Below are 26,052 nucleotides of genomic sequence, written 5' to 3'. Positions count from 1 at the left end.
ATCTTTATTTTTTTGGTATTGCTTTTAAGTCTTTAATTTCTTTCCTAATGGCTATCATAAACTCCTCATTTGGATCAGTTTTTACTGTTCTATAACCATCATCTTTTTCTAACCATAAATCTGTATCTTCAAATAATTGGTACTCATAATGACCAATAACATATTCTATAGGATACTTTTTCTTTAGATACTTTATGAGTTTTATATTTGCTTTTAGTTGTGCTTTTGTAAGCGGTAAATCGGAACCTCCAACATTTTCTATTCCAATAGAACAATAATTCAACCCTATTACATGACGTGCCATTGTAGTTTCTGGCATTAAATTATAAATAGTACCATCTTGGTCTATTACAAATTGCGAAGAAACATTTAAACTACCTCCGCCTGCTATTCCCGTTCTAAAGGAAGGTAAATGTTCTTTATAGAATGCATCGATTGTTTTTTGTAACGTCGGAATTTCCGTCCAATGTACCACAACCATTTTAGGAACAATTGTAGGCTCATCTTGAATAAGTCCGTAATGTTCTTTCATATATTCTAAGGTAAGGTCTTCTCTTTCCTCATTAAAAACAATTGGTTCTTGGATTATTTTAGGACCACATGATATAAATAAAGTCAAAATAATACATACATAAATCACATTCTTTTTCATCTATTGTTCTTTTATATTAAAAGTAATAATATCTAAGCATTCTTCTATGAATTACAATCAAAAAAAAGGGATTGCCGCTGGCAATCCCTTTTTAAATATTTTTTCGGTATTAGTTTCTTAGCTAATATGTAAACCACATTCTCTATTCTCTAAAACCTTTGTAGGATCGAAATAGTTAAATTCATTTTCCAAATTATGACTCTCTAAATAAGCATCTAACTCTTCATCAGAATAGTAATAAAATGGACTCACCTTAAGAACACCATCACTTCCTTGTGTTACAATATCTAAACTATCTCTAAATGCAGTCTGCCCTTTTCTCAAGTTGGTAAACCATATATCAGGCTTATTTTCTGTCATCGCTCTTTTAAAAGGCTCTAACTTTACTTGCTCTGTAAATACCTTATGCAAAGGATCTTCAATACTTGGAATCCCCATTACCATATTTCTATGCGCCACGGTTTGCTGCGGTACATATAACTTTATATTAAGCGCCAACGATTTTATTAAACGTTCTGCATGTAAATAGGTATTATTAGTGTTATAACCCGTATCACACCAAACCACAGGAATATCTTTGCTTTCTGAAGTTGTAGCATGTAAAATAGCTGCTTCATAAGGACGGAAATTTGTTGTAACCACAGGGTTACTTCCTTGCGCTAAGGCCCATATTACAATTTCTGATGGAGATTTATCTCTTAGATTTTTATTTACCTCTATTAAATCCATAACTCTTTTTATCTTAACTAAAAGCAAAGATATTAATAGTCTAGTTAATTACTAGGTTTTTAACACACTTTTTTTATTTACAATTGTCTAAGTAGTAATAAATAAGGTTATGGAATTTGCGTAGACCTTGTTAAATCGGCTAAAGTTTTATTTTCTAATACTTTTAAAGTGCTATCTCTAACTTCGATCATGAGCCTACTTAAAGAGCATTCTTCTTCATTTTTACAATCATCACATTTCTCATAAAAATTTAAACTCACACAAGGCAACATCGCAATTGGACCTTCCAATACTCTTATTAAAGAAGCAACAGTAATCTTTTCTGGATCACGAATTAGGTAGTATCCTCCACCCTTTCCTTTTTTTGAACCTAAGAATCCACTATTCTTCAATTGAAGTAAAATTATCTCCAAGAATTTCTTAGAGATATTTTCTTGCTCGGCAATTTCAGAAATTAACACTGGATTCTTACTTTCCTTTTTGGCCATGTAAGTAAGAGCCTTTAAACCATATTTTGTCTTCTTTGAAAGCATATCTTTTTAAAGTCTATATTGCTATGTATCTAAATATACTATTTTTTTGGGAGAAATATTTCTGCCATCATACAACGAGCGCTACCTCCTCCACAAGTTTCTATAGTTTCTAAGTTTCCAGATAAAACGGAAACATACTTTTCAATAGCTTTCACTTGACCTTCATTTAAACTTTTATGAGCAGCTTCACTCATCACTAAGTATTTCTTACCTTCATTAGATTCCACTTGAAGCATGTTACCAGCAAAATTACTCATTTGAACTTCAGAAATACTAATAATCTCCTTACCATCATTCTTCAGGTGAGTAAGAATATTTTTTCGCTCCTTTTTATCATCAATACTATCCAAACAAATAACGGCAAAATCATCTCCAACACACATCATCACATTGGTATGATAAATTGGTTTTCTCTCCCCATCTACATCTTGATTAGCTGTAAAAATTACTGGAAAATATTCAAAATCTTCACAAAACTCTATAAACAAATCTTCATCTGCCCTTGGAGAAAGTGCACAATATGCTTTTCTATTAATTCGATCTAGGATCACACTCCCTGTTCCTTCTAAGAAAACACCTTCTTCTTCCGCAGAAGTATAATCCATCACATTGTCTATTCGGAAACCATTTTCCTCAAGCACTTCTAAAATATCCTCTCTACGTTCATTTCTTCTGTTCTCAGCAAACATAGGATATAAAGCTAGCGTACCATCATCATGCGTTGAAATCCAGTTGTTAGGAAAAATAGAATCTGGAGTGTCTGGACTCGGAGTATCTTCTACCACGATAATGTTAACACCAACCGCTCTTAATTTCTCAACAAAAGCATCGAACTCCCTTTGAGCCTTCTTATTAACGGCTTCATTTAGTATATCGATGTCTTCCTGAAAATAGTTATTTACAGCTGTTTGTTCATTCATCCTAAAGTTTACTGGACGAACCATCAATATAGTATTCGTAATCTGACTCATTTAGTTCCAATTTTATCGCGCAAAGCTACAAAGAAAGTTATAATAAGAACCTTAGGAAGGTAACTTTGTTAAATTTCTATATCACTTATAAAAGTGTTATTATGCTATTTAATTAAGTGGTATTTATTCACGAATGAGTGGCATCGTTGAACATCGAAGAAGTCCTTCTTGTTTTGCTATTTCTCCATATGAGATTTCTTCAACAGTAAACCCCTTTTCTCTTAACCACTTATTAAGTCTTGTAAAGTTTTTTTCTGAAACTACAACCTCTGGACTAATTGAAAATACATTACTAAACATATGATACATTTCATCTTTAGAAATATGAAATAAGTTTTCAGCTCCAAAAAGATCAACTAGATAATTATAATCTGCTTCATCTCTAAATCCTTCTTTATGGATTATTGCCTTATCATGACCAACTGGCTGAAAGCAACAGTCCAAATGCAGAGCATTATCCCTTGCTATTGTATTAGATTTATTAAGGTCGAACTCTTTTACTATTTTATTAGGAAACATTTCCTTGATAAAATTAACACCATGCATATTTGTTCGAGCAGTAATATAATCAGCATAATCACTCCCTTTATAGGTTCCTATAAAAATATAATCGTTCCATAACATTACATCTCCTCCCTCAATATGAACTTCTTCTGGAGGTGTAATTATTTTATCAGGAGCTATTTGATCTATGACATACTTTATTGCATCCAACTCTTTCTCCCTATCTGGAAGAATGTTTGATTTAATTAAAAAACTATCGATAACAAAGGCAATATCCCTAGAAAATATCTGATTACAATCTTCAATGAGTTCTGGTCTGTAAACTGTAACACCGTGTTTTTTAAAAACGTTATTGAAAGCTTCCATCTCTGGCACCATATCTTCCTCTTTCGGATAAGTACCCGCTTTTATGTGTTCTGCCGATTTAGGATCGTAAGCATCTTCAATTGCAGGTGTTGGACCATTACTTTTTGCTGTTCCTAAAACAACGGCTTTTAACTTAGAAGTTTCATTATTAACATTTAATTTCAACATAGAAATACCTTGATTTTATAATATCAAATTCTGATAACATCGATAGAATCTGAATAATTGAATGACAATTTATTAAAAATAAATATAAAAAAACGGGGAACATTATTAATAATATTCCCCGTTTTTAATATGTCGTAATAATTATCTTTTACTTACATCAACAAAAGGTCTTAATGTCTCACCAACATAAACCTGTCTTGGTCTACCGATTGGCTCTTTCTTCATTCTCATTTCTCTCCATTGTGCAATCCAACCTGGTAATCTACCTAAAGCAAACATCACTGTAAACATTTCGGTAGGAATTCCTAAAGCTCTGTATATAATTCCTGAGTAAAAATCTACATTAGGATATAATTTTCTTTTTACGAAATAATCATCTTCTAATGCTTGTTTTTCTAAGCCTGTAGCGATAGATAAAACTGGATCTTCAACTCCTAAATCACTTAATACTTCATCAGCAGATTTTTTAATGATCTTAGCACGTGGATCAAAGTTTTTATAAACTCTATGTCCAAAGCCCATTAAACGGAAAGGATCCTCTTTATCTTTCGCCTTTTCCATATATTTTGCAGTGTCTCCACCATCTTCTTTAATACTTTCAAGCATTTCAATTACTGCTTGGTTAGCTCCTCCATGAAGAGGTCCCCAAAGAGCAGAAACACCTGCAGATAACGATGCAAATAAACCAGCATGAGAAGAACCTACAATTCTTACTGTTGAAGTAGAACAGTTTTGCTCATGATCCGCATGAAGAATTAATAACTTATCCAAAGCATCAACTACAATTGGATTTAACTTATACTCTTCATTTGGTTTCTTAAACATCATATATAACATGTTCTCTACATAACCAAGAGAAGCATTACCGTAATCATAAGGTTTTGCATTTCTTCTACGTAAAGTCCAAGCTGCTAAAACTGGGAATTTCCCCATTATCTTAACAATAGCTTGATACATATCCTCTTCAGAATCTATATCAACACAAGAAGGATTAAAAGCTGTTAAAGCACTAGTTAATGAAGATAACACTCCCATTGGGTGTGCTGTTCTTGGGAAACTATCTACAATCTTCTTAACGTCCTCATCTACTTCAGAGTTCGCTTTTATATCGCTATGAAACTTATCTAATTGCGCTTTATTAGGAAGTTCTCCAAAGATCAACAAATATGCAACTTCTAAGAAATCAGCTTTTTCGGCCAGGTCTTCAATAGCATATCCTCTGTACCTCAAAATTCCTTTTTCCCCATCTAAATAAGTTATTGCACTCTCACAAGAACCTGTATTCTTATATCCTGGATCCAAAGTAATGATACCTGCTGAAGCTCGTAGCGATTTAATATCTATCGCCAACTCATTCTCTGTACCTTCAACAACTGGAAATTCTATTTTCTTACCTTTATACTCAATAGTAGCCGTATCTGACATAATATAATTTAATTTTTTATTTTATTTCAAGTCTTGCGAAAATACGAAATAAACTGTTAATTTACTCCTAACCCGAGCTCTTTTTAAGGCATTCAGAAGTTAAAATAATGCGAAATTGTCAGTTCTTTTCTAAATTGCTGCTATTTGTTATAATTGTAAATATCAGACACGCTTTTACTGCCCTTTTTTTTTGGTTTAAACTTACTTTCTAACTTAATTTCTTGAAGATATAAATCTTGATAATACTCTTTTACAGATTTTTCCCAACTAAATCTTTTCCCTTTTGCAGTTTTACAAATATGCTTCCATATTTCTTTATCTTCAAAAAATAGATCTACGGTATTCTCAAAAACTTGTAAAAAGTTTTGACCTTTTTGCTCTAAAGTATCTCCAGAAAAACTAAAGCCAGATTTTAAATGATCAACAGTATCTATTAATCCACCCGTGGCATGAACCAAACAAGGCTGTCCATTTCTCATAGCCAACATCTGACTGATTCCGCATGGTTCAAACAAACTCGGCATTAAATATAAATTCGACTCAAAATATAAAGAATCAATAATCTCTTCTGACTGACCATTTATAAAAATAAAATTCTCCTTTTCGTAGCTAATCTGCCTAAAACCATCTTCATACTCTGGAGCTCCAGTTCCCAAAACAATATAAACTCCATTTCTAGCAGCCAAAATATCTAATAAATTTCTCAGCAAATCAGGATTATTTTTATAGAAGAAAAACTTCTGTTCTGTGAGCCTTGCTACACTAGCGCAAATAAAATCGGGCTTATTCTCTGAAAGCTTAAATATTTTATTTCCTGTATGCGCTAAAAAGTCTGACTTATACTTTTTATTAGGCTCTTGAAGCCATTTAAAAATAGCGTACAAACTATTTCTATAAAGCTCATTCCTTTTAGCTTTATTTATATTTTTATAGTTGCAACCATTTAATATCCCAAATAATCGACCTTCATCATCGGCTTTTATTAAATCGTTTTCCAAACCCTCTCCACCAATAAATGCAGGAGGTCTACTCGGACTTTTTATATCTTCTTTATAGGATGGAGAAACTGTATGCACAGCATCAGCTAAACGGATTCCCAATGTCATTAAATTTATACAATCGTGGTATCTAGGATCTTTTAATTGCTCTTCATCAATAATAATTTCAGGATAAAAGGCTTTTAATGACGAATAGTTATCTCTAAACGGCCTAATTCCTTGAATAGCCAAATTATGAATCGAATACACAAATCTAATATTCTTGAGCACCGTAAACGAAGAATGATACTCTCTTAAAAACAATAATAGACTTGTATGCCAATCGTGCAAATGAATTACCTGAAGCTCTCCAAACAAGTCTTGCTTTACTGCCTGAGCTACCGCTGTACAAAATAAAGAAAACATGCATGCATCTGTATAAAATGGCTGGTCAGGATCGTTAAAATAAATATGAGCTATATCACCAGAAGTAATTGCCGGATGATCTATAACATAATGCTTTATAAATGGATTCTCTTTTTTTCCTGGAACTTCATATAAGCTAGCTTCCTCACTTTGTCCACGATAATTAAATACCAATGAAGTAATCTTTGTACCGTTCTGATGAAGCCTTCCATAAGAAGGTGTAATTACATGGCATGTATCTTCATAACTAGCTATTTGCCTAGGTACATCTCGAACAACATCGCCCATTCCCCCGGCTTTACAGTTATAAATTCCATCATTTTCGGCACAAACAAAAAGAAAATTAGTTTTCACAAGCAAAATAATTTTGGTGGTTAAATTACTATCGTCATATAATTACCTTTAAATTAATTAATTATAATGACATACTGAAAATAATCATCATTAAATCATTGTTAATTAGCAACAATTATGTAAAAACAAAAAAAGCTCCTCAAAACGAGGAGCTTTTTAAATATAATATGAAAAATATTATTTTATTTTGAAAGCATTTTGCTTAGGGTAATAAGCTACACTTCCTAATTCTTCTTCGATACGAAGTAATTGATTGTATTTTGCCATACGATCACTACGAGAAGCAGAACCTGTTTTTATCTGACCAGTATTTAATGCTACAGCTAAATCTGCAATAGTATTATCTTCAGTCTCTCCAGAACGGTGAGACATTACCGAAGTATATCCTGCATTTTTAGCCATATTAACAGCTGCTATTGTTTCTGTAAGTGTACCAATTTGGTTTACTTTAATAAGGATTGAATTTGCAATACCATTTTCAATACCTTTAGAAAGACGCTCTACATTAGTTACAAATAAATCATCTCCAACTAACTGAACTTTATCTCCTACTTTATCAGTAAGAGCTTTCCATCCATCCCAGTCATTTTCATCCATACCATCTTCAATAGATATAATTGGATATTTAGCAGAAAGGTCTGCCAAGTATTGAGCTTGCTCTTCAGAAGTTCTAACAGCTCCTTTATCTCCTTCAAACTTAGTATAGTCGTATTTACCATCAACATAAAATTCTGCAGCAGCACAATCCAAAGCGATCATCACTTCGTCTCCCATTTTATATCCAGCCTTTTCAACTGCTTTAGAAATAGTATCTAACGCATCTTCTGTTCCATCTAAAGTTGGCGCAAAACCTCCTTCATCTCCAACAGCTGTACTTAAACCTCTATCGTGTAATACTTTCTTTAAATTGTGGAAAATCTCAGTTCCCATTTGCATTGCATGTGTAAAGTTTTTCGCTTTAACAGGCATTACCATAAATTCTTGGAAAGCAATAGGAGCATCAGAATGCGAACCTCCATTTATAATATTCATCATAGGAACAGGAAGCGTATTAGCGCTAACTCCACCTACGTAACGGTATAATGGCATCCCTAATTCGTTTGCAGCAGCTTTAGCAACCGCAAGAGAAACTCCTAAAATTGCATTTGCTCCTAACTTAGATTTATTTGGAGTACCATCTAATTCGATCATCATTTGATCGATTAAATTTTGTTCAAAAACAGAAGTACCTAAAAGCTCTTCGGCAATTAAAGTATTTACATTAGTAACAGCTTGAGAAACACCTTTTCCCATGTATGCATCTCCTCCATCACGTAATTCAACAGCTTCATGTTCTCCTGTGGATGCTCCCGATGGAACGGCTGCTCTCCCTAAGATACCATTTTCTGTTACTACATCTACCTCTACGGTTGGGTTTCCTCTTGAATCTAATATTTGACGTGCATGTACACTTATAATTATACTCATACTGTTTCTAGTTTTTGTTGTTTAATATTATCTATAAATTGATCGAATAAATATGTAGCATCATTTGGTCCTGGGCCTGCCTCAGGGTGATACTGCACAGAGAAACAGTTTTTATTAGTAAGGCGAATTCCCATTACTTCATTATCATTTAAATGAGAATGTGTAATTTCTACATTCGTGTTACTTTCTGCTTCTTTTCTATTGATAGCAAAACCGTGATTTTGAGAAGTGATTTCACCTTTTCCAGTTAAATGATTTATAACCGGATGGTTAATCCCTCTATGACCATTGTACATCTTAAAAGTAGACACTCCTTGTGAAAGTGCTATAATTTGATGTCCTAAACAAATTCCAAATAACGGAAGGTCTTTATCTATTATTTCTTTAGCTAATGCTATTACATCTTCTAAAGGTTCTGGATCTCCAGGTCCGTTAGATAGGAAATATCCATCTGGATTAAATGCTGCCATTTCTTTGAAGGTAGCATTGTATGGATATACTTTGATGTAACAATCTCTTTTAGCTAAATTTCTAAGGATATTTTTCTTTATCCCTAAATCTAATGCAGCAATTTTATAAGTAGCATTTTCGTCCCCATAAAAATAAGGCTCTTTAGTAGATACAGCTGAAGCAAGCTCTAAACCAACCATGTCTGGTGTTTCTGCAAGCTGCTTTTTAAGCTCATCAATCTTATCTACTTCAGTAGAAATTACCGCATTCATAGCTCCATGATCTCGAATATAGCTAACTAAAGCTCTTGTATCGACATCAGAGATGGCTATAATATTATTTTTATTTAAAAAATTTTCAAGAGAATCAGTTTTACCAACTCTCGATGGAACATAGCTAAAGTTCTTACATATAAGACCTGCTATTTTTACTGAATCCGACTCCTCTTCGTCATTCTTAACACCATAATTCCCAATATGGGCATTAGTTGTCACCATTAATTGTCCAAAGTAAGATGGATCTGTAAAGATTTCTTGATAGCCTGTCATTCCAGTATTGAAACAGACTTCGCCAAAAGCACTACCCTCTTTATTTGCAACGGCTTTACCATAAAAAATGGTTCCGTCTGCCAATAAGATCATTGCTTGTTTTCTAGATTGATACTTCATTATTGTACGTTGCAAAATTTTTACAAAATAACACAAAAAAAAGGATAAACTAAAACGTTTATCCTTTTCGATATGTTATGATAACATTAAACACTATTCTTGTGAAGTTTCTGGTTTTTCACTATCAGATCCTTCTTTTGTAGCTGTTGCAGCTGGTGCTTCAGTAGCAGCAGCGTCAGCAGACTTCTTAGATTTACCTCTTCTAGTAGATTTCTTCTTAGCTGGTTTATCTGCAGCATTGTAGATTTCGTTGTAATCAACTAGTTCTATCATTGCCATATCAGCGTTATCTCCAAGTCTGTTTCCTAGTTTAATAATTCTAGTGTAACCTCCTGGTCTATCACCAACCTTAACCGCTACATCTCTAAAAAGCTCTGTAACTGCGTATTTGTCTCTAAGTTTACTAAAAACAATACGTCTGTTATGTGTAGTATCTGCTTTAGATTTTGTTACTAAAGGCTCAACAAACTGCTTTAAAGCTTTAGCTTTAGCTAATGTTGTATTAATACGCTTGTGCTCTATTAAAGAACAAGCCATATTAGCTAGCATAGCTTTTCTATGAGCTGTTTTTCTACTTAAATGGTTAAATTTCTTTCCGTGTCTCATGACATTTAGTTTTAATCAACATCTTGCTCTACTCCTTCGAGGGGCAAATTATGCGGATTTTATATTATTAGTCTTTATCTAATTTATACTTTGACAAATCCATTCCGAAGTTTAATCCCTTGTTGTTTACAAGTTCTTCAAGCTCAGTAAGTGATTTTTTACCAAAGTTTCTGAATTTCATCAAATCGTTCTTGTTAAAAGAAACTAAGTCTCCTAAAGTATCTACTTCAGCAGCTTTCAAACAGTTTAATGCTCTTACTGAAAGATCCATATCTACTAATTTGGTCTTAAGTAATTGACGCATATGAAGAGATTCCTCATCATAAGTTTCTGTTTGTGCTATTTCATCAGCTTCTAAAGTGATGCGCTCATCAGAGAACAACATGAAGTGGTGAATTAGAATTTTAGCAGCTTCAGTTAAAGCATCTTTTGGATGTATAGAACCGTCTGAGATTATTTCGAAAACTAGTTTTTCATAATCTGTTTTTTGTTCTACACGAAAGTTTTCGATGCTAAACTTAACATTCTTGATTGGTGTATAGATTGCATCCGTGAAAATTGTCCCAAGAGGTGCGTTAGCTTTCTTGTTCTCTTCAGCAGGTACATATCCTCTACCTTTTTCGATTGTAATTTCCATGTTTATGGTAATCTTAGGGTCTAAATTACAGATAACTAAATCTGGATTTAGAACTTGAAAACCTGATATAAACTTTTGGAAATCTCCAGCAGTGATTTGTTCTTTACCTGAAATTGAAATAGATACGGTTTCGTTATCGATGTCTTCAATTTGTCTTTTGAAACGAACTTGTTTCAAACTCAAAATGATTTCTGTAACGTCCTCAACTACACCTTCAATAGTAGAAAACTCATGTTCTACTTTATCAATTCTAGTTGATGTGATTGCAAAACCTTCTAATGAAGATAAAAGAACTCTTCGTAGTGCGTTACCAACGGTCAATCCATATCCTGGTTCCAAAGGTCTGAATTCAAACTTACCTTCGAAATCGGTAGAATCGATCATTATAACTTTATCGGGCTTCTGAAAATTTAGTATTGCCATAGTACGACTGCTGTCTAATTATTATTTAGAGTATAACTCGACGATTAATTGCTCTTTAATATTTTCTGGAATTTGTAAACGTTCTGGAACAGTAACAAAAGTTCCTTGTTTAGTTTCGTTATTCCAAGTAATCCATTCGTAAACATTACTATTGTTAGAAAGTGATCTAGCGATCGCTTCTAAAGATTTTGATTTCTCTCTTACTCCTACTACATCACCTGCTTTTAACTGGTAAGATGGAATGTTTACTAATTCTCCGTTTACTGTAATGTGACGGTGTGAAACCAATTGTCTTGCTCCTCTTCTAGAAGGAGAAATTCCCATTCTGTAAACTACGTTATCTAAACGAGACTCACAAAGTTGTAAAAGAACCTCACCTGTAACACCTTTGCTACGGTTAGCTTTTTCAAATAAGTTTCTAAATTGTTTTTCTAGAATACCGTAAGAATATTTAGCTTTTTGCTTCTCCATTAACTGGATTGCATACTCAGATTTCTTACCTCTTCTACGGTTGTTACCGTGTTGTCCTGGAGGATAATTTCTTTTTTCAAAAGATTTATCGTCTCCGAAAATTGCTTCGCCGAATTTACGGGCTATCTTAGTCTTTGGACCTGTATATCTTGCCATGTTGTTAAATTTTGAGGATGATTATGAATTAAGGCTAATCCTTCGATAATCGTAAAAATCCTCGTTTAAACATTAAAATTAATTAAACTCTTCTTCTTTTTGGTGGACGACATCCATTGTGAGGTAATGGAGTAACATCGATAATCTCTGTTACTTCAATCCCTGAATTATGGATAGAACGGATTGCAGATTCTCTACCTGATCCTGGACCTTTAACGTAAACCTTTACTTTTCTAAGACCTGCTTCTTGTGCTACTTTTGCACAATCTTCTGCTGCGATTTGTGCAGCATAAGGTGTATTTTTCTTAGAACCTCTGAATCCCATTTTTCCTGCTGAAGACCAAGAAATAACATCTCCCTTTTTATTAGTCAAGGAAATAATAACGTTATTAAATGATGCAGCGATATGAGCTTCACCTACAGATTCTACTATAACCTTGCGTTTCTTAGCAGTTTTTGTATTTGACTTTGCCATAATTAAGCTACGAATTATTTAGTTGCTTTCTTCTTGTTAGCAACAGTTTTTCTTTTACCTTTTCTTGTTCTAGAGTTATTCTTAGTGCGTTGTCCTCTTAATGGAAGACCAGCTCTATGACGAATACCTCTTTGACAACCTATGTCCATTAAACGCTTAATGTTCAACTGAACTTCTGAGCGTAATTCACCTTCAATTTTATAAGAAGCAATTGCCTCTCTAATTCCAGCGATATCTTCGTCAACCCACTCGTTAACTTTTTTGTCCTCACTAACTTGAGCTTTCTCTAAGATCTCTTTAGCTCTACTTTTCCCAATACCAAAGATATAAGTTAAACCTATAACTCCTCTTTTGTGCTTTGGTAAATCTACTCCTGCGATTCTAGCCATAACTTATCCTTGTCTTTGTTTAAATCTAGGATTCTTTTTATTAATTACATACAATCTTCCCTTTCTACGTACAATCTTGCACTCGGGACTTCTCTTTTTTATTGATGCTCTTACTTTCATATCTCTATTTAATATCTATAAGTAATTCTTGCTTTAGTTAAGTCATAAGGACTCATCTCAAGTTTAACCTTGTCTCCTGGTAACAACTTAATATAATGCATACGCATTTTACCAGAAATATGAGCCGTCACGACGTGACCATTCTCTAATTCTACACGAAACATTGCATTAGACAATGCTTCGATTATACTTCCATCTTGTTCTATTGCGGGCTGTTTTGCCATAATTAAGCTACAACTTTTCTATTTTTACCTGTTTTCATCAAGCCATCATAATGCCTGTTCAACAAGTATGAATTAACTTGTTGCATTGTATCGATAGCCACACCTACTAAAATTAGTAATGATGTACCACCATAAAACAATGCCCAACCTTGTTGCACTCCCATTACTTTAACAACTATAGCTGGTAATACTGCTATTACTGCTAAGAATAAAGAACCTGGAAACGTAATTAGAGACATTATCTTATCTAAATAATCTGAGGTTTCTTTTCCTGGACGAATCCCTGGAATAAATCCACCACTTCTCTTTAGATCATCAGCCATTTTATTTGTCGGTACTGTAATTGCGGTGTAAAAATACGTAAATATTATGATTAATAGCGCAAAAACTAAATTGTACCAAAATCCAAAGATATTACTAAACTCCGTTTGCAACCATTGACCAGCACCAGTATCCTTCAAAGCCCCTATTCTACCTACATATGCAGGAGCAAACATAATTGCTTGCGCGAATATAATTGGCATAACACCAGAGGCATTTAATTTTAATGGAATGTACTGTCTAGACCCAAAAACATTCTTTTCATAGCCTCCAGAAGCTGTTCTTCTTGCATATTGAACTGGAATTTGTCTAGTTGCCATTACCAACATGATACATGCTAGAATTACAACAAACCATAAAATCAATTCAATCAATATCAACATTAATCCTCCGTTCGAACCTGCTGTTCTAGAGACAAACTCTTGTACAAATGATTGTGGCATTCTAGCGATAATCCCAACCATAATAAGTAGAGAAATACCGTTACCAATACCTTTATCTGTAATTTTTTCTCCTAACCACATTGCGAAAATCGTTCCTGTAACTAAGATTAAAACTGCAGGTATCATAAAGTCTAGACCTTTACCTAACATAAAAGCACTGTCTGGAACACCTAAAGAACCTAATGAATATAGGTAAGCTGGTGCTTGTACCAAACAAATTCCGATTGTTAGCCATCTTGTAATCTGGTTTAATGTTTTACGACCACTCTCACCTTCTTTTTGTAATTTCTGAAGGTAAGGAATAGCCAATCCCATTAACTGCACCACAATAGATGCAGAAATATAAGGCATAATTCCTAAAGCAAAGAAAGAAGCATTAGCAAACGCTCCTCCAGTAAATGCATTTAAGATACCTAATAGTCCTCCACCATCTGTTCTAGACGATAATTCTGCTAATTGTTGTGTATCAATACCTGGTAAAACAACTTGTGCACCGAAACGGTATACTAATAGAAGACCAAGGGTAATTAAAATCCTACCCTTTAGTTCTTCAATTTTCCAAATATTGCTTAATGTCTCAATAAATTTCTTCATGGTTACTTGTTGGTTATAAACTTACTGCTTCACCTCCTGCTGCTTCGATAGCTGCTTTTGCACTGGCGGTAAATTTATGTACTGATATTTTTAATTTAGCTTTTAGTTCTCCACCACCTAATATTTTAACTAATGATGAAGGTTTAACAACATTGTTGCTAACTAAAACTTCTAAATCTACAGTGTCTTTTATAACACCTTTATCAACCAACTCCTGTAACTTGTTTAAATTGATCCCTGTGTATTCCTTTCTGTTGATGTTAGTAAAACCAAACTTAGGTACACGTCTTTGAAGTGGCATTTGCCCTCCTTCGAAACCAATTTTCTTAGAGTATCCTGAACGGGATTTAGCTCCTTTATGTCCTCTAGTGGCAGTACCACCTTTACCAGAACCTTGACCACGTCCTACTCTTTTTCCGTCTCTATGTACTGAACCTTCAGCTGGTTGTAAGTTACTTAAATTCATAACGATATTGTTATTAAGCTTCTTCATAAGAAACTAAGTGTTCTACTTTTTTTACCATACCAAGGATGTTTGGCGTCGCATCATGTTCCACTACTTGACCAATTCCTTTAAGACCTAGAGCCGTTAAAGTTCTTTTTTGTCTCTCAGGGCGTTTTATGCTGCTCTTTACTTGTGTAACTTTTATTTTTTCCATGATATCCTTGATTTATCCTTTAAAAACTTTTTCTAAAGAAATTCCTCTTTGCTTTGCGATTGTTCTAGCATCTCTTAAACGTAATAAAGCATCAAAAGTTGCTTTAACAACGTTATGAGGGTTAGAAGAACCTTGAGATTTAGATAGTACGTCTTGTACTCCAACTGCCTCTAATACCGCACGTAATGCACCACCTGCAATTACTCCGGTACCATGTGAAGCTGGTTGAATGTAAACTCTTGCACCACCGTATTTCCCTTTTTGCTCATGAGGCAATGTACCTTTGTTAAGAGGGATACGAACTAGATTTTTCTTAGCATCTTCAACAGCCTTAGAAATAGCGCTAGCTACATCTTTAGATTTTCCTAATCCATGACCTACAACACCATTCTCATCTCCTACAACAACAATTGCAGAAAATCCGAAAGCTCTACCTCCCTTAGTAACTTTAGTAACTCTTTGTACTCCTACTAGACGATCTTTCAAATCAAGTCCACCAGGTTTTACTAATTCTACGTTTTTATAATCTTGATACATAATTTCTTAGAATTTAAGTCCTGCTTCTCTAGCACCATCTGCTAATGATTTTACTCTACCGTGATATAAGTAACCACCTCTATCAAAAGAGACAGCTTCAAATCCAGCGCTTTTTGCTTTCTCTGCAATAGCTTTCCCTACAAGAGCAGCTATTTCAGTGTTAGTACCTTTTGCAGAACTAATTTCTTTATCTCTTGATGATGCTGCTAACAAAGTTTTCCCTGTTACGTCATCTATCAATTGAGCATAAATTTCTTTATTACTTCTAAAAACAGCCAATCTAGGTCTTGCTTCTGTTCCAGAAACAACCTTACGGATTCTGTTTTTAATCCTTTGTCTTCTTTCAGTCTTTGATAATGCCATACTGCTAATTATTAAGCTGATTTACCTGCTTTTCTTCTTAATTGCTCTCCAACAAACTTGATTCCTTTTCCTTTGTAAGGCTCTGGCTTACGGAAAGAACGGATCTTAGCTGCTACTTGACCAACTAATTGCTTATCGAACGATGTTAGTTTAACGATTGGATTTTTACCTTTCTCTGAGACAGTTTCCACTTTAACCTCAGGAGCTAAATCGATAACAATGTTATGCGAAAAACCAACTGCCAAATCTAATCTCTGACCTTGGTTGCTAGCTCTATATCCAACTCCAACTAATTCTAACTCTTTAGTAAAACCATTTGAAACACCCTCAACCATATTGTTGATTAATGATCTATATAGACCGTGTTTGGCTTTAACGTTTTTTAAATCTGAAGAACGTTCTAAAATAACATTTCCTTCTTCTATCTTGATAGTTATATCAGAAGTAAAAGTTTGTTTTAATTCTCCAAGTTTACCTTTTACGGTAACTTCGTCTTCTTTTATATCTATAGTAACTCCCTCAGGAATTGCTATTGGACTATTACCTATTCTTGACATTTCTTCTTGTCTTTATAAATTAGTAAACGAAACATAAAACTTCACCACCTACACTCTCAAGCTTAGCTTGCTTACTCGTCATAACTCCGTGAGAAGTAGAGATAATAGCAATACCAAGTCCGTTTAAAACTCTAGGAAGTTCATCTTTACCGACATACTTACGTAATCCGGGTGTACTCACACGCTTCAGCTTTTTAATCACAGGCTCTTTAGTTAGCTTATCATATTTCAAAGCTATCTTAATACTTCCTTGAACTGAATTCTCTTCAAATTTATAACTTAAAATATATCCTTGTTCGAATAATATTTTAGTCATGTCTTTTTTCAAATTAGAAGAAGGTATTTCTACCACTCTGTGACCAGCGCTGTTAGCGTTTCTAATTCTTGTTAAATAATCTGCTATAGGATCTGTATACATCTATATTTATTTGCGGTAATAGTTTTCAGTAAAACTGAACTTATCACCAGTTAAATTTTTACCAACTTGCTTTTTTAACCCCTGGGATCAGACCGTTATTTGCCATTTCTCTAAATGTTACACGAGAAATCCCAAAAGTACGCATGTACCCTCTAGGTCTTCCAGTTAATTTACAACGGTTGTGTAAACGTACTGGAGAAGCATTTTTTGGTAATTTTTGTAATGCTTCGTAATCTCCAGCTTCTTTCAAAGCTTTTCTTTTCTCAGCATACTTATCTACCATTTTTTGTCTTTTCACCTCACGGGCTTTCATTGATTCTTTAGCCATACTAGTTCTTTTTAAAAGGTAATCCTAATTCGCTTAATAATGATTTTGCTTCCTTATCGGTGTCAGCAGTAGTAACAAAGGTAATATCCATACCTGCTACTTTGTTAACTTTATCGATATTGATCTCTGGAAAAATAATCTGCTCGGTAACTCCAAGGTTATAATTTCCACGACCATCAAAACCATTAGCCTTGATACCATTAAAATCTCTTACTCTTGGCAATGCAGAAGTAATCAATCTATCTAAGAATTCGTACATTCTTTCTCCACGTAAAGTAACTTTAGCCCCAATTGGCATACCTTTACGTAATTTAAAAGACGCGACATCTTTTTTAGACATTGTTGATACTGCTTTCTGTCCAGAAATTCTAGATAACTCATCTACTGCGTAGTCGATTAGCTTCTTATCTGCAACAGCTGCACCAACTCCACGGCTAATAACAATCTTTTCCAGTTTAGGCACTTGCATAATGTTAGTGTAACTAAACTCTTCTGTAAGAGCAGAAACTATTCTTTCTTTATACTCTTGTTTTAATCTTGGAATGTAAGCCATAATTAAATTACTTCATTAGATTTTTTCGAAAATCTCACTTTCTTACCATCTCTTTCCTCGTAACCTACTCTTGTAGTTTCTCCTGATTTAGGATCAATTAACGACAAATTAGATATATGAATAAGCGCTTCTTTCTTAACGATACCACCTTGAGGGTTTTTAGCACTTGGCTTCTCATGTTTAGACACAAGATTAACTCCCTCAACTATCGCTTTGTTCTTTTCACGATTTACTTTAAGTACTTGACCTTCTGAACCTTTATGTTCTCCAGCTATTACTCTTACAGTATCTCCTGATTTTATCTTTAGTTTTATCATCTCTTAATGTATTAAAGCACCTCTGGAGCTAATGATACAATTTTCATAAACTGCTTATCACGCAATTCTCTTGCTACTGGTCCAAACACACGAGTTCCGCGCATTTCACCTGCAGGGTTAAGAAGCACACAAGCATTATCATCAAAACGAATGTAAGAACCATCTGGTCTTCTTACTTCTTTTCTAGTACGAACAACAACTGCTGTAGATACCTGACCCTTCTTAACGTTTCCGTTAGGAGTAGAATCTTTAACGGTAACAACAATTTTGTCCCCTACTGAAGCATATCTTCGTTTAGTACCTCCCAGTACACGGATAGTTAAAACTTCTTTAGCTCCCGTGTTATCTGCTACTTTTAATCTTGATTCTTGTTGTACCATAATTACTTAGCTCTTTCAATGATTTCAACTAATCTCCAACATTTAGTTTTACTTAAAGGTCTTGTTTCCATGATCTTTACTGTATCACCAATATTGCAATCGTCTTTTTCGTCGTGCGCAACATATTTCTTAGTTTTTAACACGAACTTACCGTACATAGGGTGCTTTACTCGTTTTACCTCAGAAACCACAATTGATTTCTGCATTTTGTTACTAGTAACAACTCCTATTCTCTCTTTTCTTAAATTTCTATTTTCCATTTCTAGCAGAATCGAATTATTGTAATTCTCTTTTAGTAAGCTCCGTCGCCACTCTAGCCACCGTTCTTCTAGTATGTCTCAACTGAAGTGGATTTTCCAATGGTGTAATGGCATGAGCTAATTTTAAATCTGCATATTGTTTCTTAACAATACCAAGCTGTTCTTGTAGCTCAGCAGTAGAAAATTCTCTAATTTCTGATTGTTTCATAATCTTCTTAATTAATTAAGCTGAATAATCTCTAGCTACAATAAACTTTGTTTTAACAGGTAGTTTCTGTGCCGCAAGCCTTAAAGCTTCTTTAGCAACATCCATAGGTACACCACCTATTTCAAACATAATTCTACCTGGCTTAACCACAGCTGCCCAATATTCTGGAGCACCTTTTCCTTTACCCATACGCACCTCAAGAGGTTTCTTTGTAATAGGCTTGTCTGGAAATATTTTGATCCATAACTGACCTTCTCTTTTCATAAAACGAGTGGCAGCAACACGAGCAGCTTCAATTTGACGCGCTGTGATAAATGATGAATCCATTGATTTTATACCAAACATACCATTTGAAAGTTCATGCCCTCTTTGAGAAAGACCTTTCATACGGCCTTTCTGCTGCTTACGGTATTTTGTTCTTTTCGGCTGTAACATTTTTCTTTTTCTTTAAAAAATTACTTTCTACGACGAGATTTTCTAGCTCCACCACCGGCATTGTTATTGCCGCCTTTCCCTTGCTTCTTAGACATTCCAACAAGCGGAGAAAGCTCTCTTTTACCATATACCTCGCCTTTCATGATCCACACTTTTATTCCCAATCTACCATAAGTAGTATGAGCTTCATGTAGTGCGTAATCAATGTCAGCTCTAAATGTAGACAAAGGAATTCTACCATCTTTATACGATTCTGAACGAGCCATCTCTGCCCCATTTAAACGTCCTGAGATTTGAATTTTAATACCTTCAGCATTCATTCTCATTGCAGCGGCAATAGCCATCTTAATAGCACGTCTATAAGAAATTCTATTCTCAATCTGACGAGCTACACTTGCAGCAACAAGGTTAGCATCTAATTCAGGTCTCTTAATCTCAAAGATGTTAATTTGAACCTCTTTGTCTGTAATTTTCTTAAGCTCTTCTTTTAACTTGTCTACCTCTTGACCACCCTTACCAATAATGATACCTGGGCGAGCCGTAGTGATAGTAACGGTTACAAGTTTAAGCGTACGCTCAATAATTACTCTAGATACACTAGCTTTAGATAAACGAGCATGGATATACTTTCTGATTTTATCATCTTCAGCAAGTTTATCTCCATAGTCATTACCTCCATACCAGTTGGATTCCCATCCTCTAATGATACCAAGGCGATTTCCGATCGGATTTGTTTTCTGTCCCATACTCTATCTTAACTTTGTGTATTATTTTTAGCTCCAACCACTATTGTAACGTGATTTGAACGTTTTCTTATTCTGTGTGCGCGACCTTGTGGTGCAGGACGTAGTCTTTTCAACATACTTCCGCTATCCACACGAATCTCTTGTACAAATAAATCTGCCTCCTCTAAGCTTGCTTCTTCGTTTTTAGACTGCCAGTTTGCTATTGCAGAAACTAACAACTTCTCTAAACGACGAGATGCTTCTTTTTGGTTAAATTTCAAAATAGCAAGCGCCTTCTCAACTTTCTCCCCTCGAACTAAATCAGCTACTAGCCTCATTTTTCTAGGTGAAGTTGGGCAGTTATTCAACTTTGCAAACGCTAGATTCTTCTTAGCTTCTTTTATTTGCTCTGCTCTTTCTCTTTTACGAACTCCCATGGCTACTTATTATTTTTTTCCTTTATTTTTTGCACCTGCATGACCTCTAAAAGATCTTGTTGGTGAAAATTCTCCTAACTTATGCCCTACCATATTCTCTGTTACATAAACAGGAACAAATTGGCGACCATTATGTACAGCTATTGTCTGACCAACAAAATCTGGAGTAATCATAGATGCTCTAGACCAGGTCTTAATAACTGTCTTCTTACCAGACTCAACATTTTGTTGAACTTTTTTCTCTAAACTATAGTGAACGTAAGGTCCTTTTTTTAGTGAACGTGCCATCTCTTAATACTTTATTTCTTTCTACGTTCTATAATATACTTATTACTCGCTTTAGATTTAGCTCTTGTTCTAAATCCTTTAGCAGGTATTCCGTTTCTTGATCTTGGATGACCTCCAGAAGATTTACCTTCTCCACCTCCCATTGGGTGATCGACAGGGTTCATTACTACTGGTCTTGTTCTAGGTCTTCTTCCTAACCAACGTTTTCTACCCGCTTTACCAGAAACCACTAACTGATGATCTGAATTAGATACAGCTCCGATTGTAGCTAAACAACCTGCTAACACTAATCTTGTTTCACCAGAAGGAAGCTTCACGGTAGCATACTTACCTTCTCTTGCCATTAACTGAGCAAAAGCACCAGCCGAACGAGCCATAACAGCTCCTTGACCAGGACGTAATTCAATACAAGATATAATAGTACCTAATGGAACCTCACTTAAAGGCATTGCATTTCCTATTTCAGGAGCTACTCCAGATCCAGAGACAACAGTTTGACCAACTTGCAAACCATTTTGAGCTATAATATAACTCTTCTCTCCACCTTTATAAGTAATTAATGCAATAAACGCAGTTCTGTTTGGATCGTATTGTATTGATTCTACAGTAGCCTCCACATTAGCTTGAGCTCTTTTAAAATCAATCATACGATATCTCTTCTTATGACCACCACCTAAGTAGCGCATAGTCATTTTTCCTTGACCGTTTCTTCCTCCCGACTTTTTTAACGAAGAGAGCAAGCTCTTCTCCGGCTTGTCAGTAGTAATCGCGTCAAATCCGTTTACTACTCTAAATCGCTGTCCAGGAGTTACTGGTTTTAATTTTCTTACTGACATTTCTTGTCTTTAGCTTATATATTATTATAAAAATCAATAATATCCCCTTCAGCTACCTGAATGATGGCTTTCTTAATTGCATTGGTTTTACCATGCTGAATACCAGTCTTCGTGTAGCGAGTACTTCTTTTAGGACCATAATTCATTGTACGAACTTTTTCAACAGAAACTCCATAAGTTGCTTCAACGGCATCCTTTATTTGTAACTTGTTTGCCTTAGTATCTACAATGAAACCATATCGATTATTCAACTCGCTATCAGCGGTTGCTTTTTCGGTAATAATAGGTTTTATTAATACACTCATTGTTTCTTATTTACTTAAATTCGACTCAATTCCTTCAATAGACCCCTCTAAAAGCACTATACTTGTTGCATTAACAATTTTGTAAGTACTTAATTCTGAGCTAGTTATAACTTCAGAAGTCTTTAAATTGCGTGACGACAAATATACATTATTATTTGAATCACCCAAGACAAAGAGGGATTTTTTATTTTCTAACCCTAAAGCTTTCAAAACATTAGTGAAATTTTTTGTTTTTGGAGCTTCAAAATTGAAGTCCTCTAAAACAATAATTGATTTCTCTTCTGCTTTAATTGTTAACGCAGATCTTCTTGCAAGACGCTTTACGTTTTTGTTAAGCTTTTGAGTATAATCTTTTGGTCTAGGACCAAAAATTCTACCTCCTCCTCTAAAAACAGGAGATTTAATACTACCTGCTCTCGCAGTACCAGTACCTTTTTGCTTCTTTATCTTACGTGTACTACCAGAGATCTCTGCTCTTTCTTTAGCTTTATGCGTACCTTGACGTTGATTCGCCAAATACTGCTTAACATCTAAATAAACAGCATGAGTACTAGGCTCTACACCAAAAACTGATTTTGAAAGGCTTACCTTTCTTCCAGTTTCTTTTCCGTTGATATCTAAAACTGCTACTTCCATTACTTCTGAACGATTACATAAGCATTCTTGTGCCCAGGAACACATCCTTTAACTACTAAAAGATTTTTCTCCGGAACTACTTTCAACACTCTTAAGTTTTGTACTGTTACTTTTTCTGCCCCCATTTGTCCAGCCATACGCATACCTTTAAATACACGTGCAGGATAAGATGCAGCACCAATAGAACCTGGCGCTCTTAAACGGTTATGCTGACCGTGAGTAGACTGACCTACACCGGCAAAACCATGACGCTTAACAACCCCTTGGAATCCTTTACCTTTTGATGTTCCTGAAACATCTATAAATTCACCTTCTACAAATTGTTCTACTGTAACAGCATCACCTAATTTGTACTCTCCTTTAAAATCTTGGAATTCAACGACTTTCTTTTTAGGAGATCCACCTGCTTTCTTAGCATGACCTAATTCGGCCTTGTTAGCATGTTTTTCTGCCTTGTCATCGAAACCAAGCTGAAGAGCTTCATACCCGTCAACCTCAGTGGTTCTGACTTGGGTAACCACGCATGGTCCAGCTTCGATTACTGTACATGGGATGTTTTTCCCATTCTCGTCGAAGATGCTGGTCATGCCAATCTTTTTTCCTATTAACCCAGACATTCTAATTTAATTTACGATGTACAATTTGTAACTACTACAAACCTTCCACCTAATTGTTATTAATACTATTTATTTAAAAAACTTCAGGGCTGAAAAAACACTTCCAACCCTGAATGTATTTTTCCGTTTTTCCTTCGCATAAAGCTCAGGACATGTTACCCATTATAAATCTACAACAGGTTCAAGGAAATTAAACCTTGATCTCTACTTCTACTCCACTTGGTAATTCCAGTTTCATCAAAGCATCAATTGTTTTTGATGAAGAACTGTAAATATCAAGAAGTCTTTTGTAAGAACTCAATTGAAATTGCTCTCTAGACTTTTTGTTTACGTGTGGAGAACGAAGAACAGTAAATATTTTTTTATGAGTTGGTAACGGAATCGGTCCAGTTACTACAGCTCCAGTTGTTTTTACTGTCTTTACGATTTTCTCAGCAGATTTATCTACTAAATTATAATCGTATGATTTAAGTTTTATTCTAATTTTTTGACTCATTTTCTTAAGATTTAAGCTTCAACTCCTTTTGCTTCTTTTATCACCGCTTCAGATATATTTGAAGGTGTTTCAGCATAATGTGAAAATTCCATAGTAGAAGTTGCTCTACCAGAGGACAATGTACGCAATGATGTAACATAACCAAACATTTCTGATAATGGTACAGTTGCTTTTATCACTTTAGAACCAGCCCTGTCACTCATATTAGTAACTTGACCACGGCGACGGTTAAGGTCACCTACTATATCCCCCATGTACTCTTCTGGAGTTAATGCTTCTAATTTCATGATAGGCTCCATAATTACAGCTTTTGCAGCTTTTGCAGCAGCTTTGAATCCCATTTTCGCAGCCAACTCGAAAGAAAGCTGATCAGAATCCACATCATGATAAGAACCATCTGTTAAAGTAACTTTCATAGCATCTACTTCATAACCCGCTAAAGGACCATTTTTCATTGCTTCTTTGAAACCTTTTTCAATAGATGGAATAAATTCTTTAGGAACGTTACCACCTTTAATTGTAGAAATAAACTCAAGACCTAATTTACCTTCTTCAGCAGGCTCAAGAGTAAATACGATATCCGCAAATTTACCACGTCCACCAGATTGTTTCTTATAAACTTCTCTATGGTTAGCGCTTTGCGTAACAGACTCTTTGTACTCTACTTGTGGTTGACCTTGATTAACTTCTACCTTAAACTCACGCTTAAGACGATCTACAATAATATCTAAGTGAAGCTCACCCATTCCAGAAATAATTGTTTGACCTGAAGCCTCATCAGTTCTAGCTGTAAAAGTAGGATCCTCTTCAGCTAATTTAGCTAAAGCCATACCCATTTTATCAACATCTGCTTTTGTTTTAGGCTCCACAGCAATACCAATTACTGGATCTGGGAAATCCATACTCTCAAGAACGATTGGAGATTTTTCAGCTGACAACGTATCACCAGTCTTAATATCTTTAAATCCAACAGCCGCTCCAATATCTCCAGCCTCTATATACTCAATTGCATTTTGTTTATTAGAATGCATTTGATATATACGAGAAATTCTTTCTTTCTTACCTGATCTATTGTTCAACACATAAGATCCAGCATCTAATCTTCCTGAATATGCACGGAAAAATGCTAAACGACCTACGAAAGGATCTGTAGCAATTTTAAATGCTAAAGCAGAAAAAGGCGCATCTACATCTGGCTTACGACGCTCTTCCAATCCTGTATCAGGATTAGTACCCACAACACCATCTTTATCAATTGGAGAAGGTAAGTAACGACATACAGCATCTAATAAGAACTGAACACCTTTATTTTTGAATGAAGAACCACAAATCATAGGAATGATTGCTCTATCCATAACCGCTGCTCTAAGAGCCGCATGTACTTCTTCTTCTGTAATAGAATTCTCATCTTCGAAGAATTTCTCAAGTAGATTTTCATCATACTCAGCAACTTCTTCTATAAGTTTCGCACGATACTCACGAACTTCATCCTTCATTTCTTCAGGAATATCTACTACATCAAAAGTAGAACCAAAGTTATCTTCGTGCCATTCGATTGCTCTATTCTTAACTAAATCAACGATACCTCTAAAGTCAGCCTCATCACCAATAGGTAATACAATTGGAACTGCATTAGAACCTAACATCTCTTTAACTTGGTTTGAAACAGCTAAGAAATTAGACCCTTGACGGTCCATCTTATTAACAAAACCAATTCTTGGAACTCCGTAATTATCAGCTAATCTCCAGTTAGTTTCAGACTGAGGCTCAACACCATCAACTGCACTAAATAAGAATACCAAACCATCAAGAACACGTAAAGAACGATTTACCTCTACAGTAAAATCAACGTGCCCAGGAGTATCAATAATATTAAAGTGATATCCTTTAGTATCTGGAGTTGGTTCTGCATTTTCCATAGGAAACTGCCATGTACAAGTTGTAGCCGCAGAAGTAATTGTAATACCTCTTTCTTGCTCTTGCTCCATCCAGTCCATAGTAGCAGCACCATCATGCACTTCTCCTATTTTATGAGAAACTCCTGTATAAAAAAGGATACGCTCAGTTGTTGTTGTTTTACCAGCATCAATATGAGCCGCAATTCCTATATTTCTTGTATATTTTAAATCTCTTTGTGCCATTTTATTT

The 26,052-nt window shown here is 34.9% G+C and carries 39 protein-coding genes; all 39 read right to left on the bottom strand.

Features of this window, described 5'->3' with window-relative positions:
• Positions 1-4: 4 nt before the first annotated feature.
• Entirely contained in the window at positions 5-652 is a 648-nt protein-coding gene (locus JM658_RS04500) for a peptidoglycan recognition protein family protein (RefSeq protein WP_236958025.1), read from the bottom strand.
• A 117-nt stretch (positions 653-769) separates the two neighbouring features.
• Positions 770-1,381 carry a phosphoadenosine phosphosulfate reductase domain-containing protein gene (locus tag JM658_RS04495; protein ID WP_236958024.1) on the bottom strand — a complete coding sequence of 204 codons (612 nt, stop codon included), beginning with the start codon at positions 1,379-1,381 and terminating at the stop codon, positions 770-772.
• Between the two features lie 107 nt (positions 1,382-1,488).
• On the bottom strand, positions 1,489-1,914 hold the full coding sequence (locus JM658_RS04490) for an RrF2 family transcriptional regulator (protein WP_236958023.1): 426 nt from the start codon (positions 1,912-1,914) through the stop codon (positions 1,489-1,491).
• Positions 1,915-1,952: 38 nt separating this feature from the next.
• The gene (ctlX, locus tag JM658_RS04485; protein WP_236958022.1) at positions 1,953-2,885 is read right to left on the bottom strand and encodes a citrulline utilization hydrolase CtlX; all 933 of its coding nucleotides are present in this window, start codon (positions 2,883-2,885) and stop codon (positions 1,953-1,955) included.
• A 123-nt stretch (positions 2,886-3,008) separates the two neighbouring features.
• On the bottom strand, positions 3,009-3,923 hold the full coding sequence (locus tag JM658_RS04480) for a dimethylarginine dimethylaminohydrolase family protein (protein WP_236958021.1): 915 nt from the start codon (positions 3,921-3,923) through the stop codon (positions 3,009-3,011).
• A gap of 141 nt (positions 3,924-4,064) precedes the next feature.
• Positions 4,065-5,348 carry a citrate synthase gene (locus tag JM658_RS04475; RefSeq protein ID WP_236958020.1) on the bottom strand — a complete coding sequence of 428 codons (1,284 nt, stop codon included), beginning with the start codon at positions 5,346-5,348 and terminating at the stop codon, positions 4,065-4,067.
• Positions 5,349-5,488: 140 nt separating this feature from the next.
• Positions 5,489-7,105, bottom strand: a complete 1,617-nt coding sequence (locus JM658_RS04470; protein ID WP_236958019.1) for a glycogen synthase — start codon at positions 7,103-7,105, stop codon at positions 5,489-5,491.
• 177 nt (positions 7,106-7,282) lie between these two features.
• Positions 7,283-8,572, bottom strand: a complete 1,290-nt coding sequence (gene eno, locus JM658_RS04465; RefSeq protein WP_236958018.1) for a phosphopyruvate hydratase — start codon at positions 8,570-8,572, stop codon at positions 7,283-7,285.
• Complete coding sequence (carA, locus tag JM658_RS04460; RefSeq protein ID WP_236958017.1) at positions 8,569-9,690, bottom strand: glutamine-hydrolyzing carbamoyl-phosphate synthase small subunit; 1,122 nt, start codon at positions 9,688-9,690, stop codon at positions 8,569-8,571. The genes eno and carA overlap by 4 nt, the downstream gene beginning before the upstream one ends.
• A gap of 93 nt (positions 9,691-9,783) precedes the next feature.
• Positions 9,784-10,296 carry a 50S ribosomal protein L17 gene (gene rplQ / locus JM658_RS04455; protein ID WP_236958016.1) on the bottom strand — a complete coding sequence of 171 codons (513 nt, stop codon included), beginning with the start codon at positions 10,294-10,296 and terminating at the stop codon, positions 9,784-9,786.
• Positions 10,297-10,363: 67 nt separating this feature from the next.
• The gene (locus JM658_RS04450; RefSeq protein WP_236958015.1) at positions 10,364-11,356 is read right to left on the bottom strand and encodes a DNA-directed RNA polymerase subunit alpha; all 993 of its coding nucleotides are present in this window, start codon (positions 11,354-11,356) and stop codon (positions 10,364-10,366) included.
• Positions 11,357-11,377: 21 nt separating this feature from the next.
• Positions 11,378-11,983: a 30S ribosomal protein S4 gene (gene rpsD, locus JM658_RS04445; protein WP_236958014.1), complete on the bottom strand. Its 606-nt coding sequence runs from the start codon at positions 11,981-11,983 to the stop codon at positions 11,378-11,380.
• 82 nt (positions 11,984-12,065) lie between these two features.
• On the bottom strand, positions 12,066-12,458 hold the full coding sequence (gene rpsK, locus JM658_RS04440) for a 30S ribosomal protein S11 (protein ID WP_236958013.1): 393 nt from the start codon (positions 12,456-12,458) through the stop codon (positions 12,066-12,068).
• Between the two features lie 14 nt (positions 12,459-12,472).
• On the bottom strand, positions 12,473-12,847 hold the full coding sequence (gene rpsM / locus JM658_RS04435; protein WP_236958012.1) for a 30S ribosomal protein S13: 375 nt from the start codon (positions 12,845-12,847) through the stop codon (positions 12,473-12,475).
• Positions 12,848-12,850: 3 nt separating this feature from the next.
• Complete coding sequence (ykgO, locus tag JM658_RS04430; RefSeq protein ID WP_007094966.1) at positions 12,851-12,967, bottom strand: type B 50S ribosomal protein L36; 117 nt, start codon at positions 12,965-12,967, stop codon at positions 12,851-12,853.
• A gap of 8 nt (positions 12,968-12,975) precedes the next feature.
• Positions 12,976-13,191, bottom strand: coding sequence for a translation initiation factor IF-1 (gene infA, locus JM658_RS04425; RefSeq protein WP_008613577.1), 216 nt, complete (start codon positions 13,189-13,191; stop codon positions 12,976-12,978).
• A 2-nt stretch (positions 13,192-13,193) separates the two neighbouring features.
• On the bottom strand, positions 13,194-14,549 hold the full coding sequence (secY, locus tag JM658_RS04420) for a preprotein translocase subunit SecY (RefSeq protein WP_236958011.1): 1,356 nt from the start codon (positions 14,547-14,549) through the stop codon (positions 13,194-13,196).
• A gap of 13 nt (positions 14,550-14,562) precedes the next feature.
• Entirely contained in the window at positions 14,563-15,015 is a 453-nt protein-coding gene (rplO, locus tag JM658_RS04415; RefSeq protein ID WP_236958010.1) for a 50S ribosomal protein L15, read from the bottom strand.
• A 13-nt stretch (positions 15,016-15,028) separates the two neighbouring features.
• Positions 15,029-15,208, bottom strand: coding sequence for a 50S ribosomal protein L30 (gene rpmD, locus JM658_RS04410; protein ID WP_236958009.1), 180 nt, complete (start codon positions 15,206-15,208; stop codon positions 15,029-15,031).
• A gap of 12 nt (positions 15,209-15,220) precedes the next feature.
• Positions 15,221-15,745: a 30S ribosomal protein S5 gene (gene rpsE / locus JM658_RS04405; protein WP_236958008.1), complete on the bottom strand. Its 525-nt coding sequence runs from the start codon at positions 15,743-15,745 to the stop codon at positions 15,221-15,223.
• 6 nt (positions 15,746-15,751) lie between these two features.
• Positions 15,752-16,108: a 50S ribosomal protein L18 gene (gene rplR / locus JM658_RS04400; protein ID WP_236958007.1), complete on the bottom strand. Its 357-nt coding sequence runs from the start codon at positions 16,106-16,108 to the stop codon at positions 15,752-15,754.
• A gap of 11 nt (positions 16,109-16,119) precedes the next feature.
• Positions 16,120-16,665 (bottom strand): 50S ribosomal protein L6, encoded by a 546-nt coding sequence (gene rplF, locus JM658_RS04395; RefSeq protein WP_236958006.1) that lies wholly within the window; start codon positions 16,663-16,665, stop codon positions 16,120-16,122.
• A 19-nt stretch (positions 16,666-16,684) separates the two neighbouring features.
• Positions 16,685-17,083 (bottom strand): 30S ribosomal protein S8, encoded by a 399-nt coding sequence (rpsH, locus tag JM658_RS04390; protein WP_236958005.1) that lies wholly within the window; start codon positions 17,081-17,083, stop codon positions 16,685-16,687.
• A 58-nt stretch (positions 17,084-17,141) separates the two neighbouring features.
• Positions 17,142-17,411, bottom strand: coding sequence for a 30S ribosomal protein S14 (gene rpsN / locus JM658_RS04385; protein ID WP_236958004.1), 270 nt, complete (start codon positions 17,409-17,411; stop codon positions 17,142-17,144).
• A gap of 1 nt (position 17,412) precedes the next feature.
• Positions 17,413-17,964 carry a 50S ribosomal protein L5 gene (gene rplE, locus JM658_RS04380; RefSeq protein ID WP_236958003.1) on the bottom strand — a complete coding sequence of 184 codons (552 nt, stop codon included), beginning with the start codon at positions 17,962-17,964 and terminating at the stop codon, positions 17,413-17,415.
• Positions 17,965-17,966: 2 nt separating this feature from the next.
• A complete protein-coding gene (gene rplX, locus JM658_RS04375) occupies positions 17,967-18,281 on the bottom strand; it encodes a 50S ribosomal protein L24 (protein ID WP_008613587.1) in 315 nt (104 codons plus the stop codon).
• An 11-nt stretch (positions 18,282-18,292) separates the two neighbouring features.
• Positions 18,293-18,661 carry a 50S ribosomal protein L14 gene (gene rplN / locus JM658_RS04370; RefSeq protein WP_236958002.1) on the bottom strand — a complete coding sequence of 123 codons (369 nt, stop codon included), beginning with the start codon at positions 18,659-18,661 and terminating at the stop codon, positions 18,293-18,295.
• Between the two features lie 2 nt (positions 18,662-18,663).
• The gene (gene rpsQ / locus JM658_RS04365; protein ID WP_008613590.1) at positions 18,664-18,921 is read right to left on the bottom strand and encodes a 30S ribosomal protein S17; all 258 of its coding nucleotides are present in this window, start codon (positions 18,919-18,921) and stop codon (positions 18,664-18,666) included.
• Between the two features lie 16 nt (positions 18,922-18,937).
• A complete protein-coding gene (gene rpmC, locus JM658_RS04360) occupies positions 18,938-19,129 on the bottom strand; it encodes a 50S ribosomal protein L29 (RefSeq protein WP_236958001.1) in 192 nt (63 codons plus the stop codon).
• A gap of 15 nt (positions 19,130-19,144) precedes the next feature.
• On the bottom strand, positions 19,145-19,564 hold the full coding sequence (rplP, locus tag JM658_RS04355) for a 50S ribosomal protein L16 (protein ID WP_008613592.1): 420 nt from the start codon (positions 19,562-19,564) through the stop codon (positions 19,145-19,147).
• A gap of 20 nt (positions 19,565-19,584) precedes the next feature.
• Positions 19,585-20,310 (bottom strand): 30S ribosomal protein S3, encoded by a 726-nt coding sequence (gene rpsC / locus JM658_RS04350; RefSeq protein WP_236958000.1) that lies wholly within the window; start codon positions 20,308-20,310, stop codon positions 19,585-19,587.
• A gap of 8 nt (positions 20,311-20,318) precedes the next feature.
• Positions 20,319-20,726 (bottom strand): 50S ribosomal protein L22, encoded by a 408-nt coding sequence (rplV, locus tag JM658_RS04345; RefSeq protein WP_236957999.1) that lies wholly within the window; start codon positions 20,724-20,726, stop codon positions 20,319-20,321.
• Between the two features lie 9 nt (positions 20,727-20,735).
• Positions 20,736-21,014 (bottom strand): 30S ribosomal protein S19, encoded by a 279-nt coding sequence (gene rpsS / locus JM658_RS04340; protein WP_008613595.1) that lies wholly within the window; start codon positions 21,012-21,014, stop codon positions 20,736-20,738.
• Between the two features lie 11 nt (positions 21,015-21,025).
• Positions 21,026-21,850, bottom strand: coding sequence for a 50S ribosomal protein L2 (rplB, locus tag JM658_RS04335; RefSeq protein ID WP_236957998.1), 825 nt, complete (start codon positions 21,848-21,850; stop codon positions 21,026-21,028).
• 14 nt (positions 21,851-21,864) lie between these two features.
• Complete coding sequence (gene rplW / locus JM658_RS04330; RefSeq protein ID WP_236957997.1) at positions 21,865-22,155, bottom strand: 50S ribosomal protein L23; 291 nt, start codon at positions 22,153-22,155, stop codon at positions 21,865-21,867.
• A gap of 6 nt (positions 22,156-22,161) precedes the next feature.
• Positions 22,162-22,791 carry a 50S ribosomal protein L4 gene (gene rplD, locus JM658_RS04325; RefSeq protein ID WP_236957996.1) on the bottom strand — a complete coding sequence of 210 codons (630 nt, stop codon included), beginning with the start codon at positions 22,789-22,791 and terminating at the stop codon, positions 22,162-22,164.
• Entirely contained in the window at positions 22,791-23,408 is a 618-nt protein-coding gene (rplC, locus tag JM658_RS04320; RefSeq protein ID WP_236957995.1) for a 50S ribosomal protein L3, read from the bottom strand. Before rplC ends, rplD begins: the two co-directional genes overlap by 1 nt.
• A gap of 190 nt (positions 23,409-23,598) precedes the next feature.
• Complete coding sequence (rpsJ, locus tag JM658_RS04315) at positions 23,599-23,904, bottom strand: 30S ribosomal protein S10 (protein WP_008613600.1); 306 nt, start codon at positions 23,902-23,904, stop codon at positions 23,599-23,601.
• A gap of 11 nt (positions 23,905-23,915) precedes the next feature.
• A complete protein-coding gene (gene fusA / locus JM658_RS04310) occupies positions 23,916-26,045 on the bottom strand; it encodes an elongation factor G (RefSeq protein WP_236957994.1) in 2,130 nt (709 codons plus the stop codon).
• Positions 26,046-26,052: the final 7 nt, after the last annotated feature.

Origin of the sequence: Joostella atrarenae, from assembly GCF_021764745.1 — a bacterium.
In the GTDB taxonomy this organism is placed as follows: Bacteria; Bacteroidota; Bacteroidia; order Flavobacteriales; family Flavobacteriaceae; genus Galbibacter; species Galbibacter atrarenae.
The sequence above is the reverse complement of the archived record's forward strand: the minus strand, read 5'-3'. Positions and strand labels throughout refer to the sequence as shown.